15 protein-coding genes are annotated in these 15,513 nt (G+C 64.5%); 3 read left to right on the forward strand and 12 right to left on the reverse strand.

Annotated features, from left to right (window positions below; translation table 11 throughout):
• Positions 1-6 precede the first annotated feature (6 nt).
• The 7 genes from fabG1 to BB28_RS13325 form a co-directional block, all read right to left on the reverse strand.
• Positions 7-753 (reverse strand): 3-oxoacyl-ACP reductase FabG1, encoded by a 747-nt coding sequence (gene fabG1 / locus BB28_RS13295; protein WP_030093446.1) that lies wholly within the window; start codon positions 751-753, stop codon positions 7-9.
• Positions 754-827: 74 nt separating this feature from the next.
• The gene (locus BB28_RS13300; protein ID WP_030093447.1) at positions 828-1,838 is read right to left on the reverse strand and encodes a VWA domain-containing protein; all 1,011 of its coding nucleotides are present in this window, start codon (positions 1,836-1,838) and stop codon (positions 828-830) included.
• The gene (locus BB28_RS13305; RefSeq protein ID WP_030093448.1) at positions 1,835-2,806 is read right to left on the reverse strand and encodes a DUF58 domain-containing protein; all 972 of its coding nucleotides are present in this window, start codon (positions 2,804-2,806) and stop codon (positions 1,835-1,837) included. The genes BB28_RS13300 and BB28_RS13305 overlap by 4 nt, the downstream gene beginning before the upstream one ends.
• On the reverse strand, positions 2,803-3,948 hold the full coding sequence (gene moxR1, locus BB28_RS13310) for a chaperone MoxR1 (RefSeq protein ID WP_081252262.1): 1,146 nt from the start codon (positions 3,946-3,948) through the stop codon (positions 2,803-2,805). Before moxR1 ends, BB28_RS13305 begins: the two co-directional genes overlap by 4 nt.
• A 184-nt stretch (positions 3,949-4,132) precedes the next feature.
• A complete protein-coding gene (locus tag BB28_RS13315; protein WP_046255810.1) occupies positions 4,133-4,855 on the reverse strand; it encodes an NlpC/P60 family protein in 723 nt (240 codons plus the stop codon).
• A 38-nt stretch (positions 4,856-4,893) separates the two neighbouring features.
• Entirely contained in the window at positions 4,894-6,339 is a 1,446-nt protein-coding gene (locus tag BB28_RS13320; protein WP_046255811.1) for an NlpC/P60 family protein, read from the reverse strand.
• Positions 6,340-6,655: 316 nt separating this feature from the next.
• A complete protein-coding gene (locus BB28_RS13325) occupies positions 6,656-7,213 on the reverse strand; it encodes an Rv1476 family membrane protein (RefSeq protein WP_046253837.1) in 558 nt (185 codons plus the stop codon).
• A gap of 269 nt (positions 7,214-7,482) precedes the next feature.
• Between BB28_RS13325 and acnA the strand changes: the two genes are divergently transcribed.
• From acnA to BB28_RS13340, 3 genes are read left to right on the forward strand one after another with little or no spacing between them, the layout of a single operon-like run.
• Positions 7,483-10,272: an aconitate hydratase AcnA gene (acnA, locus tag BB28_RS13330; protein WP_046255812.1), complete on the forward strand. Its 2,790-nt coding sequence runs from the start codon at positions 7,483-7,485 to the stop codon at positions 10,270-10,272.
• A 16-nt stretch (positions 10,273-10,288) separates the two neighbouring features.
• The gene (locus BB28_RS13335) at positions 10,289-10,861 is read left to right on the forward strand and encodes a TetR/AcrR family transcriptional regulator (protein WP_030093454.1); all 573 of its coding nucleotides are present in this window, start codon (positions 10,289-10,291) and stop codon (positions 10,859-10,861) included.
• Positions 10,845-11,375 (forward strand): DinB family protein, encoded by a 531-nt coding sequence (locus BB28_RS13340; RefSeq protein WP_046253838.1) that lies wholly within the window; start codon positions 10,845-10,847, stop codon positions 11,373-11,375. Before BB28_RS13335 ends, BB28_RS13340 begins: the two co-directional genes overlap by 17 nt.
• Here BB28_RS13340 and BB28_RS13345 read toward each other — a convergent pair.
• The 5 genes from BB28_RS13345 to BB28_RS13365 form a co-directional block, all read right to left on the reverse strand.
• Positions 11,372-11,941, reverse strand: coding sequence for a hypothetical protein (locus BB28_RS13345; protein ID WP_109550680.1), 570 nt, complete (start codon positions 11,939-11,941; stop codon positions 11,372-11,374). The two genes, BB28_RS13340 and BB28_RS13345, sit on opposite strands and share 4 nt — an antisense overlap.
• A gap of 79 nt (positions 11,942-12,020) precedes the next feature.
• The gene (locus BB28_RS13350; RefSeq protein ID WP_046253840.1) at positions 12,021-12,653 is read right to left on the reverse strand and encodes an AMIN-like domain-containing (lipo)protein; all 633 of its coding nucleotides are present in this window, start codon (positions 12,651-12,653) and stop codon (positions 12,021-12,023) included.
• Positions 12,654-12,717: 64 nt separating this feature from the next.
• Positions 12,718-12,900, reverse strand: a complete 183-nt coding sequence (locus BB28_RS13355) for a helix-turn-helix domain-containing protein (protein WP_030093458.1) — start codon at positions 12,898-12,900, stop codon at positions 12,718-12,720.
• 118 nt (positions 12,901-13,018) lie between these two features.
• On the reverse strand, positions 13,019-14,647 hold the full coding sequence (locus tag BB28_RS13360) for an ABC-F family ATP-binding cassette domain-containing protein (protein ID WP_030093459.1): 1,629 nt from the start codon (positions 14,645-14,647) through the stop codon (positions 13,019-13,021).
• Between the two features lie 37 nt (positions 14,648-14,684).
• A complete protein-coding gene (locus tag BB28_RS13365; RefSeq protein ID WP_046253841.1) occupies positions 14,685-15,494 on the reverse strand; it encodes an enoyl-CoA hydratase in 810 nt (269 codons plus the stop codon).
• Between the last annotated feature and the right edge of the window lie 19 nt (positions 15,495-15,513).

Here is a 15,513-nt window from a genome sequence, read left to right on the forward strand (position 1 = left end):
GTCCTTCTAGTGGCCCATGCCCATGCCGCCATCAACCGGGATGACTGCACCGGAGATGTAACTGGCATCCTCGGACGCCAGGAAGCTGACCACTCCGGCGACCTCAGCGGCAGTGCCCACTCGCTTCGCCGGGATGAACTCCAGTGCGCCTTCCTGAACCCTTTCATCGAGCGCGCGGGTCATCTCGGTGTCGATGAAACCGGGGGCGACCACGTTGGCGGTGACGCCCGCCTTGGAGAGCTCTCGAGCGATCGAGCGCGCCAGGCCGATGACACCGGCCTTGGAGGCCGCGTAGTTGGCCTGATTGCCGATTCCCCAGGTGCCGGAAACCGAACCGATGAAGATCATCCGGCCGAAGCGCTTCCGCTGCATCGTGCGCGACGCGCGCTGGGCCACCCGGAACGCTCCGGTCAGGTTGGCGTTGATGACCTTCTCGAACTTCTCCTCGGTCATGCGCATCAAAAACGCGTCCTGAGCGATGCCCGCGTTGGATACCAACACCTCGACAGGTCCCTGGTGCTCCTCGACCTCTTTGAAGGCCCGGTCGACGGCGTCATTGTCGGTGACATCGCACTCCACCCCGAACAAACCCTCCGGCACACCGGATCCGCGGTGAGTCACCGCCACCTTGTGCCCGTCAGCGGCAAGGCGTTGCGCGATCGCAAGTCCGATACCCCGGTTGCCACCGGTAACCAGCACAGAACGAGAGACAAAGTCGGGACGGGCGACGCTAGCGCCGAGAGCATCAGACATGGGACCCAACTTATCGTCTTCTTAGACTTCTTCCTAAACGACTGGCCCAAACGAGTCGACGCGCGAACGCCGACTCAGTTGGGCAGACGCCGGTTGATCACCAACCCGACGAAGGCCGCCGCAAGCACCAGCAGAGCACCCAAACGCAACCATCCGACACTGGCGTCGCCGCGGATGGTCTCGTACCCGATCTGCTGCTGCAGGTTGGCGTACACCTCCTTGAGCTGACCGAGTGTGGAGGCCGTATAGGTCTCTCCACCCGATAACTTGGCCACCTTCTCCATCATGTCGGGGGCGTACGGCACGTTCTGGCGCTGCCCGTTGATCTCGACATACCCGTCCTTGGTGCCGAACGCGATCGTCGAAATCGGTACCTGCTGATCCTTGGCGGTGCGCGCCGCCGTGTAGGCACCCTTGGGGTTGTCCGGGTTCGACGGCACCGTTTCCTTACCGTCGGACATCAACACGATGCGCGCGGGGGGCGGCTTGTCACCGCCGCCGATGACCGCGCCCACCGTCGCGATGGCCTGCAGCGCGGTGAAGATGCCCTCACCCGTGGCGGTCCGATCCGCAAGCTGCAGGTTGTCCAAGGCGTTGACGGTCGCGTCGCGATTCGTGGTCGGCGAGACCAGCACCGTCGCGGTACCCGCGTACGCGATCAGACCCAGGTTGATACCCGGGGTTAGGTTGCGGGCGAACTCCTTGCCGGCTTCCTTCGCGGCACCCAGACGGTTTGGGGCGACGTCGGTCGATTCCATGGACCGCGAGACGTCGATGACGAGCATCACCACGGCACGGTTACGGGGAATCCGCACGTCATGGCTGGGCCCGGCCAGCGCGATGGTCAGCACCATCAGGCCCACCACCAGCAGCGCGGTGGCCGCGTGCCGCCAGGCGCGCGGACGTTTCGGGGCGACCGAATCCAGCAGCTCGGTGTTGGCGAATCGCAGCACCCGCTTCTCACGCAGGTACTGCGCAAACACGTACAACCCGACCAACGCGGCCACCAGCAGCAGGACCAGGAAAAACCACGGGTGAGTAAAGCCCGTGAGAGTCATCGGCCCGAAGAACGGCAGATCACTCATCGAGCCCCCGCTCCTGTCCCGGCGACCGCACCGCGGCGCTGTTGAGAGACGAATCTCACGATGTCGTTGATCCAGTCACGGTCGGTCCGCAGACTCAAAAGCGGTGCACCGCAACGACGCAATGTGCGTGCCACCTCTTCATGATGCCTTGCCGCCGCCTGAGCGAAATCCCGGCGCAGGTTCTCGTCGATCCGATACTCCTTGGTGATGCCGGTCTCGGCGTCCTGCAGCAGCACCTCACCGACATCCGGAAGCTCCATATCGCGCGGGTCGAGCACCTCGATACCCAACACCTCGTGCCGGGCCCCGATGGCGCGCAGCGGCCGCATCCAGTTGATGGGGCCCAGGAAGTCGCTGATGACGACCGCCATGCCGCGGCGGCGCTCCGGGCGCCGCAGTGCGTCGATCGCCAGCGACAGATCACCGCGGACACCCTGTGGCGCCTTCGGCATGGTGGCGATGCTGCGCAGAATGTCCTGTTCGTGGGCACGTCCGGACCGCGCCGGTAGACGAACAATCTTGTCCCCGTTGGCGATCAGTGCGCCCAGCCGGTTTCCACCACCGCTGTTCAGAAAGATGATGGCGGCCGCTGCCGCGACCGCGAGATCGCGCTTCTCACAGTTGGTCGTCCCGAAATCCAGGCTTGCCGACATGTCGACCACCAGCCAGGTCTCCAGCTCGCGGTCCGCGATCATCTGGCGTACATGCGGGCTCGTGGTCCGCGCGGTCACCGACCAATCCATCCGGCGCACGTCATCACCGGGCTGATAGAGCCTGGACTCCCCCGGCTCCGATCCGGGACCGGGAATCAGCCCGAGGTGGTTGCCGTGCAGCACCCCGTCAAGCTTGCGACGGATCTTCAGTTCCAAGGTCCGCAGCGCTGCCGAGAGCTGCGGATCACGGATCTCACCCCGACGCAGGGACGGGATGTCTACCGGCCGGGCGCTGCCCGGACTGGGTGTGCTCACCTGGGCGCGGCGTTATGGGCTGCCGGGGCCGGGCCGTTCGTCCCGACCATCGCCGGCGGCACCGAATGCCCTTGCTGCGGAACGGCATTCACCTGCGGCAGGCCCACCGTCTGCAGAATCCGGTTGATGGCGGTGTCGGCGGAAACCTCGTCGGCGAGTGCGTCGTAGCTCATCACCAGGCGGTGACGCAGCACATCCGGGATGACCTCGATAACGTCCTGCGGGATCACATAATCGCGTCCACGAACCAGTGCCAGCGCACGTGCCGATGCGATGATGCCCAGCGAGGCACGGGGGCTGGCGCCGTAGGAGATCCAGTTGGCGACGTCGCCCAGCCCGAACTGCGCCGGGTTGCGGGTGGCCGAGATAACCCGAACCACGTAGTCGACCAGGGCGTGGTGCACGAAGTTGTTGGCGGCCAGATCCTGCAGGCGCAGCAGCGCCTCGGCGGACAGGATCTGCTTGGGCTCCGGCGGCGTGACACCCATCCGGTAGATGATCTCGCGCTCTTCTTCGACGGTCGGGTAGTCGACGTTGATCTTGAAGAGGAAGCGGTCGCGCTGCGCTTCGGGCAGCGGATACACGCCCTCGTTCTCGATCGGGTTCTGGGTCGCCATCACCAGGAACGGCTTGGGCATCGGGTAGGTCTTGCCACCGATGGAGACGTGCCGCTCGGCCATGACCTCAAGCAAGGCCGACTGCACCTTGGCGGGCGCACGGTTGATCTCGTCGGCCAGCAGGAAGTTGGCCACCACCGGGCCGAGCTCGGTGTCGAACTCTTCCTTGCCCTGGCGGTAGATGCGAGTACCGATGATGTCGGTAGGCACCAGGTCGGGGGTGAACTGGACACGCGAGAAGGACCCGCCCACCACCTTGGCGAAAGTCTCGACCGCAAGTGTCTTGGCAACACCGGGCACACCTTCGAGCAACACGTGCCCCTTGGCGAGCAGACCGACCAGAATTCGCTCGACGAGCCTGTCCTGACCCACGATGATGCGCTTGACCTCAAAGATGGCGCGCTCGAGGTTCTGCACCTCGGCGGCCAGGGCCGGTGATGTCGCACCCTGCGGGGCGTGCGGCGCGAGGCCGGCGCTTCCGCCGGAGTAACCGGCACCTCCCCCTGGTGACCCTGGTGATGACATCAACTTCCCTCCGGCTCTGCCTGACGATTCCGTGCTACTTCGGTGGCTTCTTGGTAGCCATGTCCCTGCGGGCGGCACCCAACCCTGGGCGGCGCCTCCGGTCCACTATTCCAGCATCCCGGGATTTGGTCCACGTACCCGTTCGCTGGCGCGCCGTTCTAGCTCACCTGAGAGATCAGAAGAGCTACCAGGCGATGATACGAACGGCATAAGGAGTCATGCCGCCGGTGCGCACAGGAGACACCGTCACCTTTTCGGCGCTGCCGCTGGCTTCCAGCATCTGACCGTTGCCCAGGTAAATCACCACGTGCTGAGAACCACCCGGTCCGTAGAAGAGGAGATCACCGCGCTTGGCCTGCGAGACGGGAACCTTCATACCCGCGTTGTACTGGTCGCCCGAGTACTTCGGCAGCTTCACGCCCGCGGCCGCATAAGAGAACATGGTGAACCCGGAGCAGTCGTAGCCCACCTTGCCCGCGTCGTAGTCGACGCCGCCGCTCGGGCCGCGCACCGTGCCACCACCCCACGAGTACGGAACACCCAGCTGCGTACCGCCGCGCTGAATCACCGCTTCCACCGCCTGGCGGCCGTAGGCCAGCGGGCGTCCGGCTCCGGCGGACGCGCGGTTCCCTCCGATGCCCAAGGCACCCAAAGCGGTCTGGCCGACCCCCATGACCCCGTTCATGATCTTCGCCGGGTCCGCGCCCTGGCTCGGCCCGGCGAAGGGCAGCGTGTTGTCCCAGTCGCCGCCCGACGGGTTCAGTCCGAGCGCGTTGAGGAAGGCGGTACCAACATTCGGCCCGAGCGGATTGTCATCGGCGGTGGCCCGCGGCACACCCATGAACAGCACCAGCGCGATAGCGATCCCGACGGCGAGGGCGGCACGTAACACGAAGAGGCCCTGCACCTTGAGTAACTTGGTCGTTCTCGCTGCGTTCACCGATTTCACCACTCAATCAGTCGGGTTACAAAGGGCGTCATGCCACTGGTCCGCACTGGCGACACCTTGACCACGTCGCCGGTGTTCGGCGCCTCGAGCATCTGACCGTTGCCGAGGTAGAGGGCAACGTGCTGACTTGCGTTGGGGCCGTAGAAAATCATGTCGCCGCGCTTCATCTGTGCACTAGGCACCTTGCGCCCGGAGTTGTACTGATATCCGGTGTAGTGCCTGAGTCTGATGCCGACCGCGGCGAATCCGTACATCATCAGTCCGGAGCAGTCGTAACCGACAGTTCCTGCGCCGGAATCGATTCCGCGGGTCGGACCGTTGTACGAACCACCACCCCATGAGTACGGCGTGCCCATCGCGCTGCCCGCGCGGGCAATCACCCGCTCCACGTTTTCCCGGCCGTAGACCTTGGGGATGTACTCGCCGCCCTCACTGGAAGCTGCCGCCGCCGGAGCAGCTTTGGGGCAGAACATTCCAATCACACCGCATACCGCGGACTGGCCGACGTTGGCTGCGGTGTTGCCGATGCCCAACACCATGTTGATGGTCTGCGTCGGATCGGTAGGCACGTTGGCGCTGGCGATCATCGGGAGGGTGGTATCCCATTCGCCGCCACCTGCGGCAGCAGGGGCGGGTCCCTCGGTCCATTCGTTCCCGTTACCGGCGATGGCGGCGTTCGGATTGATCACCCGCGCACTTGCGGCCGACGCCGAAAACTCCGGCCCACGGGCGGCGGCTAGCTGCGCCTCGGCACTCTTCTTCTTTGCCGCCAGCTCCGAGGCCACGCCGCGCTGAGATTCCAGCTTCTTCTGCACGTCGTGCATCGCAGCCACCAGATCGTCCTGCTGCTTCTGCGCATCCGCAGTCGCCTGGTCGGCCTTCTCCTGAATGGCCCGTGCCTGTGATTGCTTGTTCACCTGCTCGGTACGTGCCCGGCGCAGGTTGTCCATGACGGTTTGCGAGCTCGACTCCACGCTCTTGGTCACCGAAGCAAGGCGCACCACATCGTCGGGATTGGTCGCCGTCAGGTAGGAGCCAGACGGCCCTGCCATATAGGTGGCCACGGCCATCCGGTCGAACTTGCCCTGCGCCGCGGCGATCGCGCCATTGGCGGCGTCGACCGCGCGCTGACCTTCTTCAACCGCCTGACCGGCCGCAGCGGCGTTATCGCGCGCGTCCTGCAGGTCGACCAGACCCTTGTTGATGGATTCCTGCTGCGTCTGCACGTCTGCGGTGAGCTGTTCGATCTGCTGGTTGGTGTCGGCCAATTGACTGATCAGCGAGGCCATGTCGTTCGGCTCGGCGGAGGTTACGGGCAGCGCGGTGGGCCACATCATCAGACTGGCGGTCATCAGCGGCGGCACCATCAGCGCGACCACCGCGGTTCGTTTGCCACGCACCGCGAAACGGTCCGCGAAATGCTGCGGGACTGTCCGTTTCATTCGGTCTGCCGTCTCCTCGATCTTCGGCGTGCGACGAGCCTTCTCGGTCATAGCGGCCCTTCCCCGACACGCTCCCAGTTGTCACATAAGACGCACTAACCACTTTGGCGCCACTTGCACCGTACGTCACTTTTGCAACTAATGAAACTTTAGTCACAAATTACAAACGTGTAATTAATTGGCCTCTGACAGGCAATTGGCGACACGTCTTCTGACGGTTAATTGCCCCGAATTGAATACCGGCAGATCATCCCGGTTCCATAGTGCGCGCGGCTATTTCATGAAAAAACAGGCTGCGCGAATGGTTTGCAAATCGTTACTTAACCGAGTCGTTCGTGAATCGGCCGCGCACGAGCGTAATTCCGGCGCAGACAGCCGCAACGAGCAGGACAAGCACAATGGTCAGCGCCGTCCATGAGAAGTGCTCGCGACCGATCTCGTTCACGAAGTTGTTCGCAGACAGCACGGAGTTGCCCGTCTTGGCCACGTCCTGCCCGGCCTCCAGCGTCACCCTGTCGAACGTGGCGCTGTACGTACCGGCGTAGGACGGACTGATGACCAATACGGTCGAGTCGGGATGGTCCTTGCCGATCTCGGTGGCGATATCGCGCAGTGGTGTGTCGATCCAGGGATTGTTGGGAAGCGCCACGACCTTCAGGTCGATGTTCTTGGCGTGCGCCTTCGCGATGACATCCTTCAATCCGGCGACATCCGCCGACGGGGCGGCGACTCCGTCCTCGTTGACATCCGCGCGCGCCATCTCCAGGCACTTGACCGACCAGCCGAGCGGATCAGTGCCCGCGGTCTGGACGGACACGCCCACCGCCTGGCACAGCTCGGCGGGAATGAAGGTGGGCAAGTGCTGCGGCGTCACGCGATCAATCTAACCCGCACCGGGCGCAGCGTTGCGCAGGTAGACCCGCAGCATTTCGCGTGCATAACGACGCCCTGACCGTCGATGGCGGATGCCACGACGGGAATGGCGGGTGAAATTTGGGCATCCCCCTTATTACGGGACAAGCGTACTGTTAGACTAGCGATGGAAGGCAGCCATCTGCGGTGGCGCCTCCGGAACCCCGCCTGGCACAGCCCGCCGGCGGGTGACCTTCGAGCTCTGGAGCTGATGTGACTAGCAATGAATCGGTGAATTCCTTCGGCGCGCGCGGCACTCTGCAGGTTGGCGATGAGTCGTACGAGATCTTCCGCCTCAATGCCGTGCCCGGTACCGAGAAACTGCCCTACAGCCTGAAGGTGTTGGCGGAGAACCTGTTACGCACCGAAGACGGCGCGAATATCACCAAGGACCACGTGCTGGCGCTGGCCAACTGGGATCCCTCGGCCGAGCCGAGCGTCGAGATCCAGTTCACCCCGGCACGCGTGGTCATGCAGGACTTCACCGGTGTGCCCTGTGTGGTCGACCTGGCCACCATGCGTGAAGCAGTGGCGGCGCTGGGCGGCGATCCCGACAAGGTGAACCCGCTCTCCCCCGCCGAGATGGTCATCGACCACTCCGTGATCCTCGATGTCTTCGGCACCGCCGACGCCTTCGAGCGCAACGTCGAACTCGAGTACGAGCGCAATGCCGAGCGTTACCAGTTCTTGCGTTGGGGCCAAGGCGCTTTCGACGATTTCAAGGTCGTCCCCCCGGGCACCGGCATTGTGCACCAGGTCAACATCGAGTACCTGGCCCGCACCATCTTCACGCGCAACGGCCAGGCTTACCCGGACACCTGTGTGGGTACCGACTCGCACACCACCATGGTCAACGGCCTCGGCGTCCTCGGTTGGGGTGTGGGTGGTATCGAGGCCGAAGCCGCGATGCTCGGCCAGCCGGTCTCGATGCTCATCCCCCGGGTCGTCGGCTTCAAGCTCACCGGTGAGATCCAGCCGGGCGTCACCGCCACCGACGTGGTGCTGACCGTCACCGACATGCTGCGCAAGCACGGCGTGGTGGGCAAGTTCGTCGAGTTCTACGGCAAGGGCGTAGCGGAGGTGCCGCTGGCCAACCGCGCCACCCTGGGCAACATGAGCCCCGAATTCGGTTCTACCGCAGCGATCTTCCCGATCGATGACGAGACCATCAACTACCTGCGCCTGACCGGCCGCGATGACCAGCAGCTCGCGCTGGTCGAGGCGTACGCCAAGGAACAGGGCATGTGGCACGACGCCGACCACGAGCCGGCCTTCTCGGAGTACCTGGAACTCGACCTCGCCACCGTGGTGCCCTCCATCTCCGGGCCCAAGCGTCCGCAGGACCGCATCGAGCTGTCCGACGCGAAGAACGCGTTCCGTAAGGATATCCACAACTACGTGGAAGAGAACCACCCCGCTCCTCACACGAACCTCGATGAGGCCGTTGAAGAGTCGTTCCCGGCAAGCGATGCCGCGGTGCTGTCCTTCGCCGAGGACGATGCCGTCGTGCCGTCGGCCGCGAACGGCGCGGAGGGCCGGCCCACCAAGCCGGTCACAGTGAAGTCCGCCGAGCGCGGCAACTTCGTGCTGGACCACGGCGCGGTTGTGGTCGCGGGCATCACCTCGTGCACCAACACCTCCAACCCCTCGGTCATGCTGGGCGCTGCGCTGCTGGCCAAGAAGGCCGTCGAGAAGGGCCTGACCACCAAGCCGTGGGTCAAGACCAACATGGCACCGGGTTCGCAGGTCGTCACCGATTACTACAACAAGGCGGGCGTATGGCCCTACCTGGAGAAGCTCGGTTACTACCTGGGCGGCTACGGCTGCACCACGTGCATCGGTAACACCGGCCCACTGCCCGACGAGATTTCCAAGGCCATCAACGACAACGATCTGTCGGTCACCGCCGTGCTTTCGGGTAACCGCAACTTCGAAGGCCGCATCTCCCCCGACGTCAAGATGAACTACCTGGCCTCCCCGCCACTGGTCATCGCCTACGGCATCGCGGGCACCATGGACTTCGACTTCGACACCGACCCGCTGGGACAGGACCACGACGGCAACGACGTCTACCTGAAGGACATCTGGCCCAGCGCCTCGGAGATCGAGGAGACCATCGCCTCGTCGATCAACCGCGAGATGTTCACCAACTCGTACGCCGATGTCTTCAAGGGTGACGAGCGCTGGCGCGGTCTGCCCACCCCCGAAGGCAACACCTTCGAGTGGGTCGACACGTCCACCTACGTGCGCAAGGCGCCCTATTTCGACGGGATGCCGCTGGAGCCCACGCCGGTCACCGATATCAAGGGTGCGCGGGTGCTGGCCCTGCTCGGCGACTCGGTGACCACCGACCACATCTCACCGGCCGGTTCGATCAAGTCGGGCACCCCGGCAGCGCAGTACCTCGACGAGCACGGTGTAGACCGCAAGGACTACAACTCGCTGGGTTCGCGACGCGGTAACCACGAGGTGATGGTGCGCGGCACGTTCGCGAACATCCGCCTGCGTAACCAGCTCCTGGACGACGTGTCCGGCGGCTACACCCGCGACTTCACCCTGGAGGGCGGCCCGCAGTCGTTCATCTATGACGCCTCGGTGAACTACCAGAAGGCGGGCATCCCGCTGGTGGTGCTGGGCGGCAAGGAGTACGGCTCCGGTTCCTCGCGCGACTGGGCCGCCAAGGGCACCCGCCTGCTGGGCGTCAAGGCTGTGATCACCGAGTCGTTCGAGCGCATCCACCGGTCGAATCTGATTGGCATGGGCGTGATTCCGCTGCAGTTCCCGGCCGGGGAATCGGCGGCCTCGCTCAAGCTCGACGGCACCGAGACCTACGACATCAGCGGTATCGAGAAGCTCAACGAGGGCTCGACACCGAAGACCGTGCACGTGACCGCGACCAAGAGCGATGGCTCCAAGGTCGAGTTTGATGCGGTAGTCCGGATCGACACCCCCGGTGAGGCCGACTACTACCGCAACGGCGGCATCCTGCAGTACGTGCTGCGGAACATGCTGGCCGGCTAGAAACGGCTGAACAACAGTGCCGCGCGTTAGCGAGGATCACCTCGCGGCTCGTCGCCGCCAGATCCTTGATGGCGCGCGGCGCTGTTTTGCCGAGTACGGGTACGACGGCGCCACCGTGCGCCGCCTCGAACACACCATTGGCATGTCGCGGGGGGCGATATTCCACCATTTCCGCGACAAGGACACGCTGTTCTTCGCGCTGGCCCGCGAAGACGCCGAACGGATGGCGAATGTCGCCAGCCGCGAGGGTCTGGTCCAGGTGATGCGCGACATGCTGGCCGACCCCAATCAGTTCGATTGGTTGGCCACGCGTTTGGAGATCGCCCGCAAGCTGCGCAACGACCCCGAATTCCGGCGGGGCTGGAACCAGCGATCAGAAGAACTCAACACCGCCACACTGGCACGGCTGCAACGTCAGAAGAAGGCCGGCAGGTTGCGCGAGGACGTGCCCAGTGAGGTGATCCTGGGGTATCTGGATCTGGTGCTCGATGGCCTGGTGGCCCGTCTGGCCGCCGGAGAGTCCACCGAAAGCCTCAGCCGCGTCCTGGATCTCGTCGAGGACTCGGTGCGCCGTGCCGATCACTCCTGATACCAAGGACTGGACCTGGGTCCTGGATAACCGCTGCACGGAATGCGGATTTGATCCCGCCACAACATCTTTCACCCAGATACCCGATATCGTGCGGGACAACCTGGCGGCGTGGCAGCCGGTGTTGTCCCGGCCAGAGGTGCGCCAACGTCCCGATGAGCAGACCTGGTCGCCGCTGGAGTACGGCGCCCACGTCCGGGATGTGTTCCGCATCTTCCTGACCCGGTTGCAGCTGATGCTCGCCGAGGAGGATCCGTTCTTCGAGAACTGGGACCAGGACAAGACCGCCATCGAAGACAGGTACGCCGCACAGGACCCTCAGACAGTGGCGCGGGAGCTCTCCACCGCGGGCGAGGCAATCGCCACCGCCTTCGCCGGGGTGCCCGCAAGCTCGCTAAACCGTCGCGGAAGGCGAAGCAACGGTTCAGTTTTCACCGTCGAGACACTGGGTCTGTATTTCGTGCACGACCCGGTGCATCACCTGCACGATGTTTCCCGCCTGCCGGCGGACTAGTGCGGGAAGTCGATGACAGCCCGCGCGGGTGTGTCGGCGATGTACACCACCGGACATTTCGAAGCCTGCGCAGCGACCTTCCAGGCCATCACGCCGTTCTTGTCTTTGAAGATGTCCGGGTCCTGCAGCAGTCGAGCCGATCGGACCACCGGAGCGCCCGCGGGCGCCCCGAGGTCATTCGGCTGCGGAAAGGACTTCACCTGCTGGTTCTCGGGGCGGTCCCACGTTCCCAGCACGGTGTCGTGTGCCGCGGCGCCCCGAAATGCCACCGCGTATCCGCCGCTCACCGGGGTTACCGAGAACGGTGGTGCCTGCCAGTAGGTGACGGGCCCGGTCGGCGGCGCCAGCTTGTCGGGACCGAAGCTGAACGTCACCCTGTCGAGGTCGTCGAGGGTTTCGATGCGCACATCGTGCAGGACGTTGGCGTAGTTCTCGGCGCCACCATCGGTCAACGTCGGGCACTCCGGCGCGGCTGTCGCCTGCGGGACACCCACGAGCGAGCCGACTACTAGTACAGGCGGTACCAGGTATCGATACATGGTTAGCGAATGTACGGCCTCAGGCACCGAACCGCTGGCGTTCGAGCGGGGATTGTCCTGGGTTGCTAACGGTGAGGCAGGCGGTAGTGCCCGGTCACAAACTCCGCTAGTGCGGCAGATCGACCACGAGACGGGGCGGGTTGGTCAGCGTGCTCACCTGAGGGCAGCGCTGTTTGTTCAGGCCCAACGCCCACCGCACCTTTCCCTCGAAGTCCTCGCCTTGTTCGGCCTCTGCCAGGATCGGGAAGTCCTTCGGCTTGATCTCGCTCGGCCCCGGATAAGACCGGATGGGCTTATCGGTCTCATGCGCGGACGCGCCATCGAAGAGCACACCGAGCAGGGCGGATCCGGCGACGATGACGTTGTCTCCCTTGGGGCCCGCGGACACGCTGGTGGGGCTGTCCACCGTGTACTTGGGAACCACCAGCTCATCCAGCGCCACCTTGCTCTTGGCGTCCGGCCCGAATTCGAAGGTGACCCTGTCGTAGTCGTCCTGCTTACCCACCCGCACATCCCGCAGCTTCGTGGCCACGTTCTTGCCGCCACCACCGCTGACCGTCTCGCACGCCGTGACGCGGAAGGTTTCCGGGGCAGGTGTCGACGTTTGCGGCAGCGCCGTCGTGGTGGCCACGGGCGACACCGCCTCGTCCACCTGACGCACCTGACCGGCGCAACCGGATGCCGTCAGTGCCGCCAGCGCCAGTACGCCGATTTTCCGGATACCGCCATGTCCTCGCATCCGATAACGGTAGCAACAATTGGTGCCCGAAAGCTCAACGGGCACACTGCGTGTCGGACGTCAGTTAAACCTTGCGGCCGCGCCGATTCGGGCCGCCGCGCCCGCGCAGCGCCACTCCCGATTCCACGAGGGCACGATGCACGTACCCATACGATCGGCCGGCATCCGCAGCAAGTGTGCGGATACTCGCACCCTGCTCGTATGCCGCCTTCAGCTCGACGCGTTCCTCGTCGCGCGTTTTGGCCATCGCGACCTCTCTCCCGACTCCATGCCGCGGCCCCTGTGGGCTGCAGCTCGACCCGGTTGCACCATAGCGCAAATGTGATCACGCGTGTGTATGAGACGCCTAGGGCGAATGAGGATGGTCAGGCCAGCTCGATGAGGTCTCGGTACTCGTCGGACCAGTAGTCTTCGGTGCCGTCCGGCAACAACACAACACGTTGCGGATTCAATGCCTCGGCGGCCCCCGGGTCGTGGGTGACAAGAACGACCGCGCCGAGGTAACTGCGCAGCGCGTCGAGAACCTGTTCACGCGAGGCGGGATCCAGGTTGTTGGTCGGCTCATCGAGCAGCAACACATTCGCCGTCGACGCGACCAGACCGGCCAGTGCCAGGCGAGTCTTCTCACCGCCGGACAACGTCCCCGCCGGCTGCTCCAACTGTGGGCCGTTGAACATGAAGGCACCCAGGATCCCGCGCAGCTCCTGCTCCCCGGTATCCGGAGCGGCGTGGCGGATGTTCTCCCACACCGTCGCGTGATCGTCCAGGGTGTCGTGCTCCTGTGCGAAGTATCCGAGCTTGAGGCCGTGGCCGGGCTCCAGCGCGCCGGCATCGGCGGTTTCGGCGCCCGCGAGCAACCGCAACAACGTCGTCTTCCCCGCACCGTTGAGTCCGAGAACCACGACCCGCGAGCCGCGATCGATGGCAAGGTCCACCCCGGTGAAGATCTCCAAAGATCCGTAGTTCTTGGTCAGTCCCTTGGCCACCAGCGGCACCCGGCCACATGCGGCGGGCGTCGGGAACTTGATGCGGGCCACCTTGTCGGCCACCCGCTCCTCGTCGAGCCCGGACAACATCTTCTCGGCTCGGCGCAACATGTTCTGTGCGGCAACGGCTTTAGTTGCCTTGGCGCCCATCTTGGCCGCCTGGGTGCGCAGGGCCGAGGCCTTCTTCTCGGCATTGGCCCGCTCGCGCCGGCGCCGCTGTTCATCCAGCGACCGTGCATCCAGGTACTTCTGCCAACCCATGTTGTAGACGTCAACCTCGCCACGGACCGCGTCCAGGAACCACACCTTGTTCACCACATCGGCCAGCAGCTCGACGTTGTGACTGATGACCACGAGCCCGCCTTCGTGGTTTTGCAGGAAGCCGCGCAACCAGCCGATCGAGTCCGCATCGAGGTGGTTGGTCGGCTCGTCGAGCAGCAACGTCATGTTCGATCCAGCGCCACCCTCGGCCGCTCCGAACAGAATCCGGGCCAACTCCACACGGCGCCGCTGACCGCCCGAAAGGGTGCGCAGCGGCTGGATCAGCACCCGCTCAGGCAACCCGAGGCTCGAACAGATGCGCGCCGCCTCACTCTCGGCGACATACCCACCCAGCGAGGAGAAGCGCTCCTCCAGCTGCCCGTAACGACGAACCGCCTTGTCGCGCTGAGCCTCATCGGCCAGCTCGGCCATCAGCGTCTGCTGCTTCTCCATATCGCTGATGATGGTGTCCAGGCCACGTGCCGAAAGTACCCGATCACGTGCCAGCAGATCCAAGTTACCTTCTTTGGGATCCTGTGGCAGATAACCGATTTCACCGATACGCGATACCGAGCCGGCGTACGGTTCACCCTCGCCGGCCAAAATTCTCATCGAGGTCGTCTTGCCCGCACCGTTACGGCCCACCAGCCCGATGCGGTCGCCGGGCTGAATGCGTAACGCGGGACCCGGCGCGTAGACGAGCGTGCGGGCGCCGGCGCGGACCTCGAGGTCCGTCGCGGTAATCACTACTTACTCCTTGAATGCTGTGTAGCGTCTCGCGCTGTCAGCGCTTGTCTCTAAATGCCGCTTTACGCTGCTCCTTGCGGGCGGCGGTGGCTTCTTCGAAGTTGTCGGTGAGCAGCCGGACGTACAGCTGGCCCAGGCCCTCTTGGTGCATGTGACTTTCCAGGCTAGCGGCGTCCAGCCCACTCCAAATGGTGCGCTTGGTCAATTCGATCCCTGGACAGGAGAACCCGGCGATGCGCTCTCCAATCGCGTAACACTCTTCCAGCAGGGATTCCGAGGCCACCTTGCGGGATACCAAACCGATGCGTTCGGCCTCGTCGGCGTCGACGTCTCGGCCGGTCAACATGATGTCCGAAGCGCGGGAGGTGCCGATGGCACGCGGCAGCAGATAACTCAGGCCCAGCTCGCTGGCGGTCAGTCCGTTGTTGATACCGGCAGCCCGGAAGTACGCGGCCTCCGATGCAACCCGGACATCGCAGGCCAGCGCCAGACATAGGCCACCGCCGATCGCGGCGCCGTTGATGGCCGCGATCACCGGCTGATGCATCCGGCGGAGTGTGAGGATGACCTCGTCAAGGAGCTCCATGGAGCGCAGCGCGATCGTCGGCTGGGTCAATCCCCCGATATGCGGGATGGGCCCGGCAGATTTCTGGTCGGCACCCGAACAAAACCCCTTGCCGGCCCCCGTAATGATGACGGCCCGCACATCGTTGTCGTGACTGATGTCGACGAGCGTCTGCTTGAAGGGCAGCATCACATCGAACGCCATGGCGTTCATCCGCTCCGGCCGGTTCAAAGTAACCAAGGCAATACCCGGACGCGGACGGTCGACCAGCACGAAACTCATGCGTCCATATAACCGACAG

The sequence above is a fragment of the Mycobacteroides chelonae CCUG 47445 genome, assembly GCF_001632805.1.
Classification (GTDB): Bacteria; Actinomycetota; Actinomycetes; order Mycobacteriales; family Mycobacteriaceae; genus Mycobacterium; species Mycobacterium chelonae.